The following is a 17136-nucleotide window of genomic DNA, read 5'->3' on the forward strand; positions in this document are numbered from 1 at the left end:
CGATAGCGATTCACGGCATCGAAAAGGGGCAGATCGCGATGTCAGACAAGCTGTTCAGTACGCGTGACGAACCGCTCGCATCCGAAGACCTCGATGTGTGCAGGCGTGTCCACGAAGCCCTCTGTAACGGGCTCGATATCGACAGATCAGGCGCGGAAGCCGACCGCCTTGGCGCTCTCATCATCGAGCTTTACCGGCAAGGTGTGCATGACGAGAACCAGCTTCGATTGCTGGCCGGCGGAAGATGAGGCTGATAACGCGCCGTCCGCTGACGCGCAAATTCAGCATTTGCTCCAGTCTCCGGCAGGGACGCGCCTCTGCATCGACCGGCGACGGCCAAGCGCCGCCTTCGCCCATGCGTTAGCATATACGCACATACATCGACCCTCGCATCCTAATGAACCTATTGCCTTTCCCTGCGTTATCCCTCCGATACATCCGTTGACCCAGGTGAGTGAAATGAACAGATTCGCCATTATTGCTCTGTCGATAGCGACGGCCTTCTCCGGAATGCCGGCCTCGGCAGGTCCGGCTTTCGTGCCGAGCCCGGTACAATCGGCGCAGCCGTCGTCTCAAAATACCGACGCCCGTATCATCACCGTCGGCTGCAATAACTTCACGAACTGCCCGGGTCAGTTCGGGAACGATGATCGCAGGTGGTATCGCCACCGCCACCACTATCGCGATCGGGACTACTACCGCGACGACCGCTATGGCTGGGATCGCCGCTACGATCGCCGATATCGACATCATGACAATACCGGCGCCATCATCGGCGGCTTGGCGGCCGGTGCCCTCATCGGCGGCATCATCGCTTCGCAACCGCGCGCCTATTCGGCACGTGGCTACAGCTCGCACGCAGACTATTGCTACAGCCGCTACCGGTCCTACCGCGCTTATGACAACACTTACCAGCCGAACTACGGCCCGCGCCGCCAGTGCCGCTAGAGCAATTTCAGGAAAAGTGCGAAGCGGTTTTCCGTCCGGAATTGCGTAAAACAAAAGGATAGAGCGGTTCTGCGCTGCCGTTATAAGCTGAACCGCAGTCCGGTCCATCCATCAGAGCAAGCCCCGCATGAAGATGCGGGGCTTTTTGATGGCCGAAGGCCCCTTGCACGGCTTCTGCGCGGCCAAGATTGTTGTAGGCGACACGAACCTAGGTGCGAAATGACATCTGGAAATACAGCAAAGCCCGCCGGCCGCGTCGTCCTGCTGCCGCCGGATCAGGAAAACCTGTCGGGCTTCGAAGCGGCGCTCGCCGCCGGCTGGTCTCTCGATCCGCGCCGCGCCGGCGACGCGGCCTATAACCGCGGCGAGCTTCAACGGCTGCGCCAGGACAGATCGAGGTTTCTCGACGATCTCATTGCGGATGGCAGGCGGCGCACCGGATCGGGACCGCCGCCGCTGACCACCCGTCTGTTCTGGATCTCAGACGGCGAATTCTGCGGCAGCATCAGCCTGCGTTTTCAAGCAGGCACCGAGGCGCTGCCGCCCAACGTGTCAGGCCATGTGGGTTATTCCGTCGTGCCGTGGAAACAGCGCAATGGCCACGCGACGACGGCCCTCGCTCTTCTGCTGGCCGTGGCGGCAAAGGAAGGCCTCAACCGTCTCACCATCCTCTGCAACGAGGACAACGACGCCTCGCGGCGCGTGATCAAGCGCAATGGCGGTGAATTGTTCATGCGCGGCCCGCATTCCTCCGACAGGCCCGATCAGATCAAACTGTATTTCTGGCTGAAGCCCGGAACCGCCGGCTGACGTGAAACCCGCGACGAATTTCCAGACGGACGGAGCGCACCGCAAGCGGCCACGCCGTCGAAGATCGAAATCTCGATCTCTTCAGGCGCAACGGCGCGCACGGCCCGCAGCATTGATGTATTGGTGGACTTGCGCCGGGCGCTGCCGGATATTCCGTGAATCTTCATGTTCCCTAACAGGAATCGGTTGATCATGGCTGTCAACGCAAAATGCTACAGCGCCTGCAGGACTCTGAATTGCTCAATTGAGTCACGGCCAAAAGCGACTTTTGCTTGCACTGTCTTCGCCCCGCGTTAGCCTGAGTTCCCAATCCTCGCAGCTGCCGAATCGGCGGGAAACACACATGACGGCTTTGATCGAGGCACGGGGCGTCAGCAAACGCTTCCGGCAGCACAAGAGATTTCCGGGCCTGCTCGGCGCCCTGAAGACGTTGGTGACCAACGAATACACCGAAGTTGTGGCGGTTTCCGACATTGGTTTCGACATCACGGCAGGCGAAGCCGTTGGTTATCTCGGCCCCAATGGCGCCGGCAAATCGACGATGATCAAAATGATGACCGGCATCCTGGTGCCGAGCGCCGGCACGCTCTCGGTGCTCGGGCGCACGCCGCATCTCAAGCGGATGGACAATGCGCGGGAGATCGGCGTCGTTTTCGGCCAGCGCAGCCAGCTGTGGTGGGATCTGCCGCTGGTTGACAGTTTTACCTTGCACCAGCGCATCTATGACATCCCCCACGCCCGCTATGCGGACAATCTCCGGCGCTTCAGTGAGTTGCTCGACCTCACGCCCTTTCTCGACCGCGCGGTGCGCCAACTCAGCCTGGGCCAGCGCATGCGCGCCGAGATCGTCATGTCGCTGCTGCACGACCCCAAGATCCTCTTTCTCGACGAACCCACAATCGGGCTCGATGTGGTCGCCAAGGATGCGGTGCGGCGCTTCCTCGCCGAGATCAACCGCGAGCGCGGCGTCACCATCATTCTCACCACCCATGACCTTCAGGACATCGAAACCATCTGCCCGCGGCTGATCATGGTCGATCATAGCAGGCTCATCTTCGACGGCGAGTTGAGGAGCCTGCGCACGGCCCTGGGCTCTGCCCGGCGGCTGACGCTCGAATTTGCCAGCGACCCTGGACCGCTGCCGTTGCGCACCGCGGCCCTCGTCAGCGACGAGGGCTTGCGCAAGAACTATCTTATCGAGCGGGAAGATATTTCGCTGGTCGCAATCCTGCAGGAGGTCGGCAGCGGGCGCAGCCTCAAGGACGTGGCGTTGCACGAGCCCGACATCGAAGAGGTCATCCGCACCTTCTACCAGCGCCGCAACGCCGACCAGCGTAGCAATCCCAAGGCCCGGGCATCATGAGCGCCTATTTCGCCTTCGCGCGCAGTTCCTTCCATTCGCAACTCGCCTACCGCAACGAAGTATGGGCCAATATCTTCGGCAAACTCGTGCAGGTCTTTGCGCGTGTCGCCATCTGGCAGGCGGCCTATGCCGGCGTCGGCGCAATCGTGGTCGACGGGGTCTCCCTGCAGCAGATGGTCACCTATGCCCTGCTGGGCGGCGCCGTGATGGGCGCAACCCGCCCCGAAAGGATCATCGGCGAGATCGGCCGGTCGCTCAAGACCGGCGATGTCGCGATCTGGCTGCTCAAGCCCTTGTCCTATCCGCTCTACCTCTTCGCCAACGAATGCGGCAGCTTTGGTTATCGCCTGATGACCCAGGTCATTCCGACCGTCGCCTTCACCGCGTTGTTTTACGGCATGCTGCCGCCGGCAAGCCTGTTCGATGGCCTGATGTTCATCGCCTTCTGGGCGCTGTCCTTTACGCTGCTGTTCCTGATGTCGGCGTTTTTGGGCCTCATCGCCTTCTGGCTGATGACGAGCTTCTCGCTCGACTGGATCCTGGGCGCCCTGCTGCAATTATTCTCGGGCCTGCTGGTGCCTTTCTGGTTCTTCCCCGAACCGCTGGCCACGATTGCCCGCCATCTGCCCTTTGCCTGGATCGTCTATTACCCCAATGCCGTCTATCTCGGCAGGCTTTCCACGGCCGAGATCGGGCTTCATCTCGGCCTGGGGCTCGGCTGGGCCGCCTTGTTCCTTGCCGGGTTCCTCTGGCTGTGGCGCTGCGCCTCCGGCCGCATCACCGTGCAGGGAGGTTGATCATGCTCATGCATCACCTGCGTGTCCTGCCGCTGCTGGTGCGGATGCACGTCCGCTCCAAGATGGAATATCGCGGCGCTTTCTGGCTCGACCGTTTTGCGCAGATCCTCTCCTATGGCAGCGTCTTCGCCACCATCGGCATCCTGCTTGCCCGCTTCGACTCGCTCGGCGGCTGGACCTGGCCGGAGCTTGCGCTGCTGTTCAGTTTCCAGCTGCTGGCTTATTCGCTCGGCGCTGCGATGAGCTTCGTGCAATTGCGCGAGCTTGAAGAACTGGTGCGGCTCGGGACTTACGACACGTTGCTGGTCAAGCCTTTCAGCCCTTGGGCCTATCTGGTCTTTTCCGGCCTCAATATCGGCTATGCCGGCCACATCATCCTCGCCGTGGCGCTGATGATGTGGGCGGTTCTGTCCGTCGACTTCGTTTGGTCGGTCTGGTCCGCGTCATTCTTCATTGCGGCACTTATCAGCGCGACACTGCTGACGGGTGCGCTCATCACCATGATCGGCGCCACCGCGCTGATCTGGGTGCGGTCCAACCACTTGTTCTCGATCTTCTTCGGCTTTTGGGAATTGAACCGCTACCCGCTCAATATTTTCCCTGGTGGCATACAGCTCATCCTCATAACCGCAGTCCCGCTGGCGCTGACCAGTTCCGTTCCCGTCGGCGCCCTGCTCGGCAAGCCTATCCCGATCCTCGGGAGCTGCGCCGGGCCGGTGTCTCTTGTCGCCGGGCCGATCTGGGTGTTGCTGGCAATCGCTCACTGGCGATACGCCACCGGCAAATATCAGGGCGCCGGCGGCTGATCGGGCCAGCCGGCGTCACGGCGCCTGCAACGACAATCTCGCGCGGACCTCGAGGAATGCCGCCGTCAGCTTCGCCAGCACCGGTGAGGTGCATGTGCCATTGGCGCCGCCGATCGGATCGACGATATGGATCTGCCGGAGATCCTCCATGAACTCGTCCCAGAGCGGCGGCCCGCCTTCCTCGAGAAGCTCAGCGCGGATGCTGAGCTCCTCGCTCACCGGCAGATGGCGCCGCCCCCAGGCGCCGATCATGGCGAAGATGGGCACGAGCTGGATCGCCGGCTCCGTCAGGCTGTAGATTGTTTTCTGGCTGTGGCTCGGGTCGTCCCGCTTGCTGATGAACCCGAGCGAGAGCAGACGCTTCAATCTGGCGGCGAGAATGTTGGAGGCAATTCCCTCCTCCGAATGGGTCAGAAGCTCGCGGAAATGGCGGCGGTTGCCGAACATGATGTCCCTGATGATGATGAGGCTCCACCGGTCGCCCAGCACTTCCATCGTCAGGTTGATCGGGCAGCCCGACCGCAGTTCGATATCCACGAAACTCTCTCCTATAAAAACCAGTTGCAATATAGGATCACTTATGCGACAACGCAACCAGTTTCAAAACGAAACCAGATGGAGGAAAGCATGTCCAAAGTGCGTGTTGCAGCGTTTTCCCTTTCCGTGGATGGCTTCGGCGCCGGGCCGGAGCAGAGCATGAACGATCCGCTCGGACAGCGGGGGCCGGAAATGTTCCAATGGTTCTTCCCCACCCGCACCTTCCGGGCGATGATCGGAAAGGACGACGGCTCTTCAGGTGTCGACGACGATTACGCCGCCCGCGGCATGGCCAATTTCGGCGCCTTCATCCTCGGACGGAACATGTTCGGCCCCATTCGCGGCGATTGGCCCGACGAGGCCTGGAAGGGCTGGTGGGGGCCGAACCCGCCCTACCACGCACCGACCTTTATCCTGACGCATTACCCGCGCGAACCGATCGTGATGGAGGGCGGCACGACGTTCCACTTCGTCACCGGTGGCATCCATGAGGCCCTCGACAAGGCGAAAGCGGCCGCAGGCGACAGGGACGTCAAGATCGGCGGCGGCGTCAGCACCGTCCGCCAATATCTGCAGGCCGGTCTGATCGACGAATTGCATTTTGCGATCTCGCCCGTCGTGCTCGGCAAGGGCGAAGCAATGTTCACAGGCATCGACTTGCCCGCCCTCGGCTTCCGCGTCGTCGAACATGTCGCAACCGAACACGCCACGCATATCGTACTGGCGAAATAACCAGCGGCCGATCGGGATCGGTATGCTTCACGCCAGTGCATGCCGCAGGGTGCCAGTGGCGGCAACGGCAATGATGACGGTCGGAAGCACCGGCAGTCAGGCTGCCGCCAGCATCGTCAGCACAAGAGCAATCGGATCCGCCGGCCGGCCGGTCACGAAGTCGGGCGCGATGACGCGCAGGCGCGGGCCGAGCGTGCGGTTGCGCAGGAAGAGATAATGCGCGTGAGATAGGTGATCGTCGCCATCCCGTTTTAGACGATCAAGCAGTCCTGGCAGGTGCCGGTCTGATGGCCCTCCGTTCGATGGCGCCGGGCCGCCCCCGGGGACACCGGGCCGGCGCCAAACCGTGTCAAAATAGCTGTGGTGTTGTTGGGAAATGGGCGTAAAGTGAACGCCATCGGCCCATCGGCATCGGCACGACCGCTTGAGAGACCATAGGTGCTCTTGCCGCTTCATGGAGGGCACGACGATGCTTTTATCACTCATTTCACTCAACGATGATGAAATAACAATCGTCACCGATGCCGTTCGGCAATGGTGCTGCGAGAGGAAGCTCGACATCGACAGCATCGAAGGACGCCGCGCCATCACCATTGCCGTCGATCTCGTCCAGATGAACACCGACCACAACAAGCTTTTTGTCGAGCTATCGAAGCAGTTGAGCCACCAGTAGGGCCATTGAACCGTCCCAGAGAGATGTAGGGAGCAACGCTGCGCACGCCAGCATGTAAAGAGAGCCTGATCCCGAGCTGCCCCGCAGGGGCCTCGAAGGGCGAGGCGGGCACTCAGCCCGATCGAATTTGTTTGGCTAAAGGCGCTTCTCGAAGAATGTGTCCGGGTACGGATCGTCGTTGAAACGGTCGATCTCATTCCAGCCGGTTCCGCGATAGAGCTTCTGCGCCTCCGGCAGCGCGCTGTTCGTATCCAGACGCAGGCGCTTGACACCCAGCTCGCGGGCAATGTTCTCGGCTGATGTCATCAGGCGTTTTGCGAGCCCAAGGCCGCGCGCGGACGGGGCAACCCATAGCCTTTTGATTTCCGCGACCGCGCCACCACTGCCCTTCAACCCGACGCAGCCGATCGGCAGCTCATCTAATATCGCCACCAGGAACGCCCCACGCGGACGCACCATATCCCCGGCATCGGGATCGCGCGAAAGCGATACCTCGAAACCTTTCTCGAAACGGCGCGCAAGTTCGCCGTAATATTCGCTCAGGCAATAGCTGGCATCCGGGTGGCGAGGGTCTTTCTCCTCAAGCACGATCCGGTCGCGTCTCAGCGAGGAAGCAACGATATCCATGGCGCGCAGAAGTTCTTCCGGGTGGCGATGCCGCGCCAGAAATGATGTCGCCTGCGCATTGGAAAGTGCTTCATAGGCCTGAAACTCGGACCGGCCGGTTTCGGTCAATCTTGCGACGCGGCGACGCGCGTCCTGAGGGTTCGGCACCGTCTCGATGAGCCCCTCTTCTTCCAGGCCGCGCAGCAGACGGCTCATCAAGCCCGAGTCGAGGCCGAGATAATCGCGGATCACCGCAACATCCGATTGTCCCCGGCCGATCGAGTTAAGCACGCGAGCTGCACCCAGCGGACGCCCGCGCCCGAGGAAAGACGTATCGAGAGCGCCGACTTCGGAGGTGACGGCACGGTTGAAGCGACGGACGCGAGAGACGGGGTCGTAAACCATATTACCTGACTTAAGTCAGATAAATTCCCCTGTCAATTCACAGCACCAAAGGCGGACTTGCAGCGAGCCGAACTCTTCCATGGGTGAGGCGGGTGTGCCGGCTAGTTGATGCCTGCAAGGAGCGGCGCTGTGGCGCGTGCTTCGAGAGGCTACCACCTCACAGCAGGCGGGGCATTGGAGAATGCCGGCCTCGAAGGGCGAGGCGGGGCGCCGACCACCTTGCGCATCTCCACTCCCTCACCTATGGCAATGCAACTTCCCTAGCGCAAGGCTGCCCGGTGCTCCGCTTTATCCTCCACGCCCTAATTGTCGTCATCCTGACGCTGCTCACCCAGATCGGCGGCCTCGCCTATCTCATCGCGCTGGCCGCGGCGCGCGCCTGCTGCATCCGGCGCTTTCCGGCGAAGCTCGCCATCTTCATGCTTTGTTATGCCGGTGTGTCGTTCGCAGCAGGCCTCGCCGCTCCGATGTTCGGGCGGGTTCCCCTCTCCTGCGTGTCAAGCAGCACAGACAGGCTCGTGGTCCGCTCCCCGATCTATTGCCTGCTGAACCGCAACTACGTCACCTCAGGGGTACGCGACCTGGCAAAGGCGCTGGCTGCCCACATGGACGAGGAATTTCCCGGAACTGTCACCATTGCGCTGGATGCAAATTTCCCCTTCCTGAACGGCTTTCCGCTGCTGCCGCATCTGTCGCATGCCGATGGCAAGAAGCTCGACTTCGCCTATTATTACAAGGATGCGGACGGCGCCTTCCTGAATGGCGTCACCCGCTCCCCAATCGGCTATTTCGCCTTCGAAGAGCCCGCGCCGGGCGATGAATTGCCATGCGAAGGCCGCCATGACTGGCTCACCACCCGCTGGGATTTCGACGCGCTGCAGCCGTTGTTTCCCACCTATCGGCTCGAAGAGCAGCGGATGTCAGCCGCGGTTCGCTGGCTGACCAGCGAAGGCGTCGCGCGCTTCGGCCTGCAGAAGATCTTCATCGAGCCGCATCTGAAGAATGCGCTGGGGATTACCGACAGTCATGTCCGCTTCCAAGGCTGCCGCGCTGCCCGCCACGACGACCATATTCATATCCAGGTCGAGTGATCTTAAAACCCGCGTTGCACCAAACCGTCAAGCCGCATGGGTTTGGTCATAAGCGCGTTGTGCCGCAACGATGGCATCCATATTCTTCTCCGCCCAGTGGGCAAGGGCGGAAACGGTGTCCGTCAGGGTGCTCCCCAGCGGCATCAGCGCATATTCGACGGTCACCGGCACGGTCGGGAAGATCGTGCGCGAGATCAACCCATCGCGCTCCAGCTTCCGCAGCGTCTGCGAAAGAACCTTCTGCGATATGCCCTTGATGTCGCGGCGGATGTGATTGAAACGCACCGGCCCGCCTTCCAGCCGGTCGAGAATGAGCAGTGCCCATTTATCCGCCAGCCGGTCCAGCACCAGCCGCGTCGGGCAGCGATCCTCATAAACATCGTAAGCCTGTTGTATCGCCGTCATCTCTTTTCCTTCCCGCCCGGTTTCCAGGAGGAAACCAGGTGACAAAAAAGTGCTCTCTTTTCCAATCCGAATTTACCTGTATCTATCCCACAGTAAGATAGTTTCCAATAGATACCAAGGAGAGTGACATGAGCAACAAGATTCTCGTTGTCGGCGCGACGGGCACAGTCGGCAGGCATGTGGTGGATGGGCTTCTGGCCAAGGGCGAGACCGTCAAGGCCGCCTCCCGCACGGGCAAGCCCGTGACCGGCGCCGAAGGCGTTGTCTTCGACCATGGCAAACCGGAAACCCATGGCCCAGCCTTCGAGGGCGTCGACCGCGCCTATGTGCTGCTGCCTTCCGGCTATGTCGATGCCAAGGGCCTGCTGCTGCCCGTCATCGAAGCGGCCGCCAGCCGCAAGGTCAAGGTCGTGTTCCAGAGCGTTTTCGGCGTCGACGCCGATGACTCCATTCCCTATCGCCAGGTCGAGATCGCGCTGGAGAAATCAGGAACACCTTACGTCATCCTGCGCCCGAACTGGTTCGCCGACAATTTCCACACGTTCTGGAAACCAGGCATCGACCATGGCCAGATCGCGCTTCCGGCGGCCGAGGGCAAGTCGAGCTTCATCGACGCCCGCGACATCGCGGCAAGCGGCGTCGCCGCCCTCACCTCCGCGGCGTTCGACGGCAAGGCGTTCAACCTGACCGGACCGGAAGCCCTCTCCTATACGCAAGCCGCAGCAATCCTTTCCGAGGTCACCGGCAAGCCGATCGCTTACAACGCCATCATGGACGAAGCCTTCATCGGCATTCTCACCGGCGCCGGCGTGCCGGCCGACTATGCGAGCTTCCTCGCTTCGATCTTCTATCCGGTCCGCCAGGGCTGGACGGCCGTCGTTACCGGCGATGTCGAGACGCTGACCGGCAAGGCACCGCGCTCGCTGAAGACTTACGCAGCTGATTATGCCGCGGCGCTGAAGGCGTAACCGCGAGAACGAAGCGCAGACGGCGGTGTCTGCCGTCTGCGCTGCTGCAATGATAATGAAGTCCGGCAATCGCCGCTGCTGCCGCTCCAGGCGATATCCCGCAGGGAGCAGCAGGCCGTGCCGTAAGCCGAACTGCCGTCTCTCTCCAGCCTCATCCTGAGGCGCCCCCGCAAGGGGCCTCAATGACGCCTATCGCAACGGCAGTTCGTAGCTCCGCTTCAGCGTTTCCATCGGCACGTCGGTCTTGACGCTGAGGACGCTCGGGATGCGCGTCAGGTGATCGGCCTGGAAACGCCAGTAGCTGTGCAGATCGGTGGTGACGATCCGAAGCACGGCATCGCATTCCCCCGTCGTCAGGTAACATTCCATCACCTCGGGAAACCGCCTGACGGCTTCTCCGAAGCGGAGCGTCACCTCAGCGTCCTGGGTCTTGAACCACACGCGTGCGAAAACCGTCAGCCCCGCCCCAACCTTTGCCGGGTCCAGCACGGCGACGTAGCGATCGATGATCCCGGCCTCTTCCAAGAGGCGCACGCGGCGCAGGCAGGGCGAAGGCGAGAGCCCCACTTCCTTTGCCAGTTCGACATTCGAAATACGCCCGTCGCGCTGAAGCACGCGCAGAATATGGCGATCGATCGCGTCCAACATGTCTGGCATTTCATGGCTCCAAATTTTCACAAAATGGCATAATATGCCAAAAATTTACATTTTTGAAGAAGATTTGCAAGCTCATTGCGTATGAACTGGCCTATCGTTCTTCTCGTTAAATCGGAGATGGGCTGGTGGCAAAAAACATAAAGAAAATCGTGCTCGCTTATTCGGGCGGGCTGGATACCTCGATCATCCTCAAATGGTTGCAGGAGACTTACGGATGCGAGGTCGTGACCTTCACCGCCGATCTCGGCCAGGGCGAGGAGCTCGAGCCGGCGCGGGCAAAGGCGGGAGTGTCCGGGGTCAAGGACATCCGCATTGTCGATCTACGGGAGGAATTCGTCCGCGATTTCGTCTTTCCGATGCTGCGGGCCAACACGCTCTATGAGGGACAATATCTCCTCGGCAGTTCCATCGCACGGCCGCTGATTGCCAAGCATCTGGTCGCCATAGCCCGGCAGGTTGGCGCGGATGCCGTTGCCCACGGTGCCACAGGCAAGGGCAATGACCAGGTCCGGTTCGAGCTGGCCGTCAATGCGCTCGATCCGTCGCTTCAGGTCATTGCTCCCTGGCGCCAATGGAACATCCGCTCCCGCACGCAGCTTCTCGAATATGCCGAGAAGCATCAGATCCCGGTGCCGAGCGACAAACGCGGCGAGGCGCCGTTCTCGACCGACGCCAACCTGCTGCACACCTCGACCGAAGGCAAGATCCTCGAAGATCCGGCGGAAGTGGCGCCCGATTATATCTATCAGCGCACGGTCGATCCCCTCGACGCTCCCGATGTCCCCGAGAGCGTCACCATCGGCTTCGAAAGCGGCAACCCGGTTTCCCTGAACGGCCAGGCGATGACGCCGGCAACATTGCTCACCGAACTCAATGGCCTCGGCGGCCGACATGGCGTCGGACGGCTCGATCTCGTCGAAAACCGCTTCATCGGCATGAAGTCGAGGGGCGTCTACGAGACGCCGGGAGGCACGATCCTGCTTGCGGCGCATCGCGGCATTGAATCGATCACGCTCGATCGTGCCGCCGGACATCTGAAGGATGAGATCATGCCCCGCTACGCCGAGCTGATCTACAACGGCTTCTGGTTCGCGCCCGAGCGGGACATGTTGCAGGCGTTGATCGACCGAAGCCAGGCCTTCGTCAGCGGCGAAGTGACGGTCAGGCTCTATAAGGGAAGCGCCTCGGTCATTTCCCGCACCTCGCCCTGCTCACTCTATTCCGCCGATCTCGTCACCTTCGAGGAAAGCGCCGTCGCCTATGATCATCATGATGCCGAAGGCTTTATCAGGCTCAATGGCTTGCGGCTCAGGAGCTGGGCGGCCCGCAACGGACGATGACCACTCGATCTCACGTCAGCCAGATGGGCCGATAGGTCAATGCCCACATCGGCACCTCCCTCTCTCGGAGGGCGGAGCAGTCAAGACATCCGCGGAGAAGCACCGCACCAAACTTCAAACGATTTAAAATCAGCGACCCGAGAATTAATCGATTTTAATTTTATCGTTAAAATTTTCTTGTTGCACCGCGAAAGAATTTAGACATTAATTTTTGCGGATGCTCAGTTTATTCGTTGGAGAATCGCATGACTGTGACATTTCCGCTGACCGAAAAGCGCGACCCGGAGACATTGCTGAAACACTTGACGTTGCACAAGCTAAGCGTTCCGGGAAACTGCGTCGTGTCGCTCAAAGCCAACGTCGCCCACGTCTCATCCTCCCATACCACCGCGCTCGGCACCGCCCGTACCGCCTGGTAGGGATCGGGTGGCATTCTCCAGTTCCCTCATCCTTGAGGGGCGATTCGTAGGATCGCCTCGAAGGACGCGCGCAACGCTGCTTCCTGCATGTCGGACGCCTGCGGCGCCGATCCCCATGGCAGGGCAAATTGAACATTCCCCGAGACATCGGAGAGTGGCAATCGAGCTGACCTCAGCCGTCGTAGACGACAGCCGCCCCATCAACTATTGCAATCCGACAAACAGACGCTTCATTGGCGATATAGAGGAGCGGATGTAGCCCCAATGACCTGTCTCAAACACGGCTTACTCGCCGCGGCCATCATACTGGCAGCAACGCTGACATCGCTGCATCAGGCAGATGCGCAACCATGCGAGCAGCAAACCTTTGAAGAAGCAAAATACGTCGTCTGCACGCTGGAACCGGGCAAAGCCGACCTGCGATTGTTCTGGAAGAACGCCAACGGCGCGCCCTACCGCGCGTTTTCAAGCCTTGCCGAAGCCGTGCGCGCCGAGGGGAAAACCCTGGCTTTCGCCGTCAATGCCGGGATGTATCGAGCCGATTTTTCGCCGATGGGACTTTATGTCGAGAACGCCAGGGAATTGCAGCCCGCCAATACGACGAAGGCCGAAAGCAGCGCCGGTCAGGTGCCGAATTTCTACAAGAAACCGAACGGCGTGTTCTTTCTGGGTGAAGCAGGCGCCGGCATACTCCCGACAGCTGAATTTCTAAAGAGTCGGCCCAAGGTGCGGTTCGCCACACAGTCCGGCCCGATGCTTGTTATCGCCAACAAGCTGAACCCGATCTTCATCGTCGGCTCGACGGACCGAACCCGCCGAAGCGGTGTCGGCGTCTGTACGGGCGGTATAATTCGCTTCGCAATCAGCGAAGACGGGGTCAATTTCCACGATTTCGCACGGCTCTTTCGCGACCATCTGAAATGCCCCGACGCGTTGTTTCTCGATGGTGGACGCGGTGTTGGGCTTTACTATCCGGCATTGGGCCACAACGACTGGTCCTGGCACGGCGGCTACGGCCCCATCTTGGGGCTTGTCGAATAGCGCAAGGAAAAGCCGGCTTCTAGCAGGCCCACGATCCTGTCAGTCGACCTTTCACTGCCAAGCCAAAGCCTGATGCATCCAGCCTTGGATGACGAGCCCTTTCAAAAACCGCCAGCCGCGCATAGGCTCACGGCCAGCAACTTTGAGAAAGCCGGATGGAATATATCGATTCACTCGCATTGCTCGTCAGCGTCTACGTCGCCTCCCTTGTCAGCCCCGGACCGAATTTCATCATCGTCACCAACACCAGCATGACGGTGTCGCGCGCGGCCGGGCTCTTTGCGGGTCTCGGACTTGCGATCGCATCCCTGACCTGGGCAGTCTTGGCGATGGCGGGGCTCGGCTTTCTCCTGACGCATTTCGAATGGCTGCATATAACGTTGCAGGTGGTCGGCGCGCTGTATCTGATCTGGCTGGGTCTGAAGATGATCCGCGGCGCGACCAAGCCCCTAAAAGCGACGGGGCCGACTGAGGCCACATGGCGCTCCGCCATGCGCCGCGCTTACGTCGTCGGCATGACCAATCCGAAATCGGTGGCTTTCTTCGGCAGTATCTTTGCGCTTGTCATCATGCGCCTGTCTGGCTCTATTGCGTCATCGCCCTGACCTGCTTGCTGCTTTCGGCTGTCTGGTATTGCGGCCTGGCCTTTTTCTTCTCCAACCCCCGCGTATCCGCCGGCTTCCTGCGGTTCAAGGCCGGCATCGAGCGCGTGATGGGCGCCGCCCTCATCCTCATCGGCGGTCGCCTGCTCTGGGCTCGCTGACGTCACCCCGGCGTACGGCTTATCCCGGCAAAGCTTCGTCGATCTCCTCTGGAATGAAGCCGCTGGTCTGGCGTTTCCACAGGCGGGCAAACAGGCCGTCCTGTTCGACCAGTTCGTCCGGCCTGCCCTCCTCCACGATCCGCCCGCGATCGAGCACGATGATCCGGTCCATCCTGGCAATGGTCGACAGGCGGTGCGCAATGGCGATCACCGTCTTTCCCTCCATGACGAGGTTCAGCCTTTCCTGGATGGCGGCTTCGGATTCGCTGTCGAGAGCCGAAGTCGCCTCGTCGAGCACCAGGATCGGCGCGTCCTTCAGGAGAACCCGGGCGATGGCGACCCGCTGCCGCTGGCCGCCGGAAAGTTTGATGCCGCGGTCGCCGACAAAAGCATCATAACCCCTGCGGCCCTCGCCATCGGCAAGATCGGCAATGAAGGCATCGGCGCTGGCCAACTTCGCCACCGCTTCGATCTCGTCCGTCGCCGCCTCCGGCCGGCCGTAGCGGATATTGTCGCCGACAGAACGGTGCAGCAGCGCGACATCCTGCGCGATGACGCCGATGGCGCGGCGAAGGCTTGTCTGCGTGACCGCGCGGATGTCCTGCCCGTCGATCAGGATCGCGCCGTTGCCGATGTCGTAAAAGCGCAACAGCAGGTTTGCGAGCGTCGTCTTGCCAGCCCCGGAGAGACCGACCAGACCCACCTTTTCGCCGGGCCGGATCGTCAGCGACAACTCATCGATGACAGGTTTGCCGGACTTGTAGGCGAAGCCGACATCTTCGAAACGGATTTCACCACGCTCGACCACGAGGTCCTTCGCATCCGTCCGGTCGGTGATGGTGGGCGGTGTCGTCATAACAGGCATGGCGTCCTTGATCGTGCCGATCGCCTGGAAGATCTGTTGGCCCATCTGCAGGAAAACGAAGATCTGCGACGACAGCCGGTTGAGAATGTAGACGGCGCCGACGAATTCGCCGACCGTGAGAAAGCCTTTGACGAGGCCGGAAAATCCGATCGCCAGCATGGTCAGCCACAGCAGCGTGTTGAGAACCACGACCGTCAATTCCGACGAACGATAGATGCGCTGTTCGCTGTGCTGCGTCTGCACAGCCTTTCCTATGATGCGGCGGATCGCGCCTGCCTCGCTATCTTCAGCCGCAAACTGCTTGATCATCTGCATGTTGGTATAGAGATCGGTGATGGCGCCGGCCACCAGGCTGCGCTGCTTCGCGGTGCGGCGCGAGCGCTCGACGAAGATCGGCACGATCCTGGCGGTGAATATGACATTGAGCACGATCCAGATGACAACAGGCAGGGCAAGCTGCCACGCCAGCGCGCTCAGCAGGATCACGGAGCCGACCAACTGCGTCAGGAAGCGCGGGATGGACTGGAAGGCCGCGAGGATCTGCTGCTGGACGGCGGAAGAGACCTGCTGCAGCCGTGAGGAAACCTGGCCGGCATAGAGATCATGGAAGAAGGCAAGGTCCTGCCGCTCGACAGCCTTGTGGCCCTGCCACTGAATGGCGGCCGGCATGCCGATGCCGAGCGTGTGCGAGTTCAGCGTATTGAGCATGAAGGACACGATCGGCATGACCGGAAAGATCAGAAAGCCGAGAATGGTCAGCAGCAGCCATTCATCGCGCAGGAAGGTGGAAGCGCCCTGTTGCGTCACACCATCGACGATGACCGAAAGTCCCCAGACGATCGTCAGGTTGATCACCTCGAACACCATGGAGCAAAATGCCAGCGCAATCAGCACACCCCGAAACATCGAGATGAAATGCAGGAGCACCATGACTGGCCCCTTCGACGGCAGCGGCCGGTAGGGGATATCGAGCGGCCGGATCAAGGTTTCGAAGGGACGATAGATCGCATCTGAAATCGACATGGGCCGCTCGGATCAAAATCGGGAGGAGGCGTGGAGTCAGCTACGCTGGGTCGCAGAAAATCATCTTCTGCCCGTTATCTCAATTAGAAATTTCAGAAAATCTCCCAAACAGACGTTTGTCGCAAAAGTTCGGTCCGCGAGCGCGAGGAAGCAAGCCACCCATTCAGCCGATCGTTTCAATCCGATGAACGCCACTGCGCCGAAGGCAGCAATGCGGGACGAAGGGGTGGCCTGGCTCGCAAGCCTCCTGCGGGCATCCATGGATAAACGCGATCGATAAACCCGTGCTCGCAGCAAAAGTCGAACAGCCCCGCCAGAGACGGGCACGGGAACCGCCGACCTTCGCACCCGGATCGCCCAATTGCGATCATCGCGCCGTTGAGGCAGGATGCCGTCATGGAACAGGAAGCAGGATCGGACGGACCATCATGCTGACGGGCTCATGTCATTGCGGCAAGGCGAGTTGGACACTTAAGGGTGATCCGGGCTCGATCACCGCCTGCAACTGCACGCTCTGCCGGCGTTACGGCACGCTGTGGGCCTATGATTACGAAGGAGAGCGTATCGCTCTCGCCGGTGAGACCGCCTCCTACACCCGCGCCGACAGGGACGAGCCGTCTCTCGAAATATTGTTCTGCCCATCCTGCGCCTGTGTCTCGAGCTGGCGCGGCCTGCGGCTTCGAAAGGATGGCCGCCGGCGCATGGCCGTCAACATGCGGCTTGCGCCGCCGGATCTCGTTCAGGATCTGGCTATCGATCATTTCGACGGTCTGGAAACGTTTGAAGACCTTCCGTCCAAAGGGCGCTGCGTGCGCGACCTCTGGTTCTGACAGCCTGCCGCGTGCAGACCTCCGGCCGATTGCGAAGATCGCCACCTGGCCGGAGCG

The 17136-nt window shown here is 60.9% G+C and carries 21 protein-coding genes and 1 pseudogene; 16 read left to right on the top strand and 6 right to left on the bottom strand.

Translation table 11 applies throughout. From position 1 onward, the window contains the following. Nucleotides 1-38 precede the first annotated feature (38 nt). The 3 genes from PO860_RS11600 to PO860_RS11610 all read left to right on the top strand — a co-directional run bounded on the left by PO860_RS11600 (nucleotide 39) and on the right by PO860_RS11610 (nucleotide 1758). Nucleotides 39-248 carry a hypothetical protein gene (locus PO860_RS11600; RefSeq protein ID WP_272782299.1) on the top strand — a complete coding sequence of 70 codons (210 nt, stop codon included), beginning with the start codon at nucleotides 39-41 and terminating at the stop codon, nucleotides 246-248. 211 nt (nucleotides 249-459) lie between these two features. Continuing rightward, nucleotides 460-948 carry a BA14K family protein gene (locus tag PO860_RS11605; protein WP_273883894.1) on the top strand — a complete coding sequence of 163 codons (489 nt, stop codon included), beginning with the start codon at nucleotides 460-462 and terminating at the stop codon, nucleotides 946-948. A 219-nt stretch (nucleotides 949-1167) separates the two neighbouring features. Continuing rightward, nucleotides 1168-1758 (top strand): GNAT family N-acetyltransferase, encoded by a 591-nt coding sequence (locus tag PO860_RS11610; protein ID WP_273883895.1) that lies wholly within the window; start codon nucleotides 1168-1170, stop codon nucleotides 1756-1758. Nucleotides 1759-1784: 26 nt separating this feature from the next. Here PO860_RS11610 and PO860_RS11615 read toward each other — a convergent pair. Continuing rightward, a pseudogene (locus PO860_RS11615) lies at nucleotides 1785-1925 on the bottom strand (NAD(P)H-dependent oxidoreductase); the annotation flags it as partial. A 176-nt stretch (nucleotides 1926-2101) separates the two neighbouring features. Here PO860_RS11615 and PO860_RS11620 point away from each other — a divergent pair. Genes PO860_RS11620 through PO860_RS11630 form a run of 3 tightly spaced genes read left to right on the top strand, consistent with a single transcriptional unit; the run spans nucleotide 2102 to nucleotide 4724 of the window. After that, nucleotides 2102-3121: an ABC transporter ATP-binding protein gene (locus PO860_RS11620; RefSeq protein ID WP_273883896.1), complete on the top strand. Its 1020-nt coding sequence runs from the start codon at nucleotides 2102-2104 to the stop codon at nucleotides 3119-3121. Then, nucleotides 3118-3918: an ABC transporter permease gene (locus tag PO860_RS11625; protein ID WP_183606914.1), complete on the top strand. Its 801-nt coding sequence runs from the start codon at nucleotides 3118-3120 to the stop codon at nucleotides 3916-3918. Before PO860_RS11620 ends, PO860_RS11625 begins: the two co-directional genes overlap by 4 nt. Nucleotides 3919-3920: 2 nt before the next feature. Then, a complete protein-coding gene (locus tag PO860_RS11630; protein ID WP_273883898.1) occupies nucleotides 3921-4724 on the top strand; it encodes an ABC transporter permease in 804 nt (267 codons plus the stop codon). Between the two features lie 15 nt (nucleotides 4725-4739). On the opposite strand, the gene PO860_RS11635 is transcribed toward PO860_RS11630, so the two are convergent. After that, complete coding sequence (locus PO860_RS11635; RefSeq protein ID WP_273883899.1) at nucleotides 4740-5261, bottom strand: winged helix-turn-helix transcriptional regulator; 522 nt, start codon at nucleotides 5259-5261, stop codon at nucleotides 4740-4742. 90 nt (nucleotides 5262-5351) lie between these two features. Here PO860_RS11635 and PO860_RS11640 point away from each other — a divergent pair, with 90 nt between their 5' ends. Beyond that, nucleotides 5352-5993: a dihydrofolate reductase family protein gene (locus PO860_RS11640; protein WP_272782293.1), complete on the top strand. Its 642-nt coding sequence runs from the start codon at nucleotides 5352-5354 to the stop codon at nucleotides 5991-5993. A 469-nt stretch (nucleotides 5994-6462) separates the two neighbouring features. Further along, nucleotides 6463-6666 (top strand): hypothetical protein, encoded by a 204-nt coding sequence (locus tag PO860_RS11645; RefSeq protein WP_273880966.1) that lies wholly within the window; start codon nucleotides 6463-6465, stop codon nucleotides 6664-6666. A 135-nt stretch (nucleotides 6667-6801) separates the two neighbouring features. On the opposite strand, the gene PO860_RS11650 is transcribed toward PO860_RS11645, so the two are convergent. Beyond that, complete coding sequence (locus tag PO860_RS11650; RefSeq protein ID WP_273883901.1) at nucleotides 6802-7677, bottom strand: bifunctional helix-turn-helix transcriptional regulator/GNAT family N-acetyltransferase; 876 nt, start codon at nucleotides 7675-7677, stop codon at nucleotides 6802-6804. Between the two features lie 278 nt (nucleotides 7678-7955). Here PO860_RS11650 and PO860_RS11655 point away from each other — a divergent pair, with 278 nt between their 5' ends. Further along, complete coding sequence (locus PO860_RS11655; protein WP_273883902.1) at nucleotides 7956-8768, top strand: hypothetical protein; 813 nt, start codon at nucleotides 7956-7958, stop codon at nucleotides 8766-8768. 27 nt (nucleotides 8769-8795) lie between these two features. Here PO860_RS11655 and PO860_RS11660 read toward each other — a convergent pair whose 3' ends face one another. Then, on the bottom strand, nucleotides 8796-9173 hold the full coding sequence (locus tag PO860_RS11660) for a winged helix-turn-helix transcriptional regulator (protein ID WP_183606907.1): 378 nt from the start codon (nucleotides 9171-9173) through the stop codon (nucleotides 8796-8798). Between the two features lie 128 nt (nucleotides 9174-9301). Here PO860_RS11660 and PO860_RS11665 point away from each other — a divergent pair, with 128 nt between their 5' ends. Beyond that, nucleotides 9302-10141 (top strand): SDR family oxidoreductase, encoded by an 840-nt coding sequence (locus tag PO860_RS11665; protein ID WP_273883903.1) that lies wholly within the window; start codon nucleotides 9302-9304, stop codon nucleotides 10139-10141. A 189-nt stretch (nucleotides 10142-10330) separates the two neighbouring features. Here the strand turns inward: PO860_RS11665 and PO860_RS11670 are convergent, their stop codons facing one another. After that, nucleotides 10331-10798: an Lrp/AsnC family transcriptional regulator gene (locus PO860_RS11670; RefSeq protein WP_273883904.1), complete on the bottom strand. Its 468-nt coding sequence runs from the start codon at nucleotides 10796-10798 to the stop codon at nucleotides 10331-10333. Between the two features lie 125 nt (nucleotides 10799-10923). On the opposite strand from PO860_RS11670, the gene PO860_RS11675 reads away from it, so the two are divergent. From PO860_RS11675 to PO860_RS11695, 5 genes are all read left to right on the top strand, one after another. Then, nucleotides 10924-12138, top strand: a complete 1215-nt coding sequence (locus PO860_RS11675; RefSeq protein WP_183606904.1) for an argininosuccinate synthase — start codon at nucleotides 10924-10926, stop codon at nucleotides 12136-12138. A 245-nt stretch (nucleotides 12139-12383) separates the two neighbouring features. Next, nucleotides 12384-12557 carry a hypothetical protein gene (locus PO860_RS11680; RefSeq protein WP_164735915.1) on the top strand — a complete coding sequence of 58 codons (174 nt, stop codon included), beginning with the start codon at nucleotides 12384-12386 and terminating at the stop codon, nucleotides 12555-12557. A 264-nt stretch (nucleotides 12558-12821) separates the two neighbouring features. After that, nucleotides 12822-13598 (top strand): phosphodiester glycosidase family protein, encoded by a 777-nt coding sequence (locus PO860_RS11685; RefSeq protein WP_183606903.1) that lies wholly within the window; start codon nucleotides 12822-12824, stop codon nucleotides 13596-13598. A gap of 155 nt (nucleotides 13599-13753) precedes the next feature. Beyond that, complete coding sequence (locus PO860_RS11690; RefSeq protein ID WP_246718257.1) at nucleotides 13754-14203, top strand: LysE family transporter; 450 nt, start codon at nucleotides 13754-13756, stop codon at nucleotides 14201-14203. Between the two features lie 5 nt (nucleotides 14204-14208). Further along, nucleotides 14209-14361 (top strand): hypothetical protein, encoded by a 153-nt coding sequence (locus PO860_RS11695; protein ID WP_246718256.1) that lies wholly within the window; start codon nucleotides 14209-14211, stop codon nucleotides 14359-14361. Between the two features lie 19 nt (nucleotides 14362-14380). Here PO860_RS11695 and PO860_RS11700 read toward each other — a convergent pair whose 3' ends face one another. Beyond that, on the bottom strand, nucleotides 14381-16249 hold the full coding sequence (locus PO860_RS11700; protein ID WP_183606902.1) for an ABC transporter ATP-binding protein: 1869 nt from the start codon (nucleotides 16247-16249) through the stop codon (nucleotides 14381-14383). A 428-nt stretch (nucleotides 16250-16677) separates the two neighbouring features. Here PO860_RS11700 and PO860_RS11705 point away from each other — a divergent pair, with 428 nt between their 5' ends. Beyond that, nucleotides 16678-17079 (top strand): GFA family protein, encoded by a 402-nt coding sequence (locus PO860_RS11705; protein WP_275037831.1) that lies wholly within the window; start codon nucleotides 16678-16680, stop codon nucleotides 17077-17079. Nucleotides 17080-17136: the final 57 nt, after the last annotated feature.

Origin of the sequence: Rhizobium binxianense (assembly GCF_028994275.1) — a bacterium.
In the GTDB taxonomy this organism is placed as follows: Bacteria; Pseudomonadota; Alphaproteobacteria; order Rhizobiales; family Rhizobiaceae; genus Rhizobium; species Rhizobium binxianense.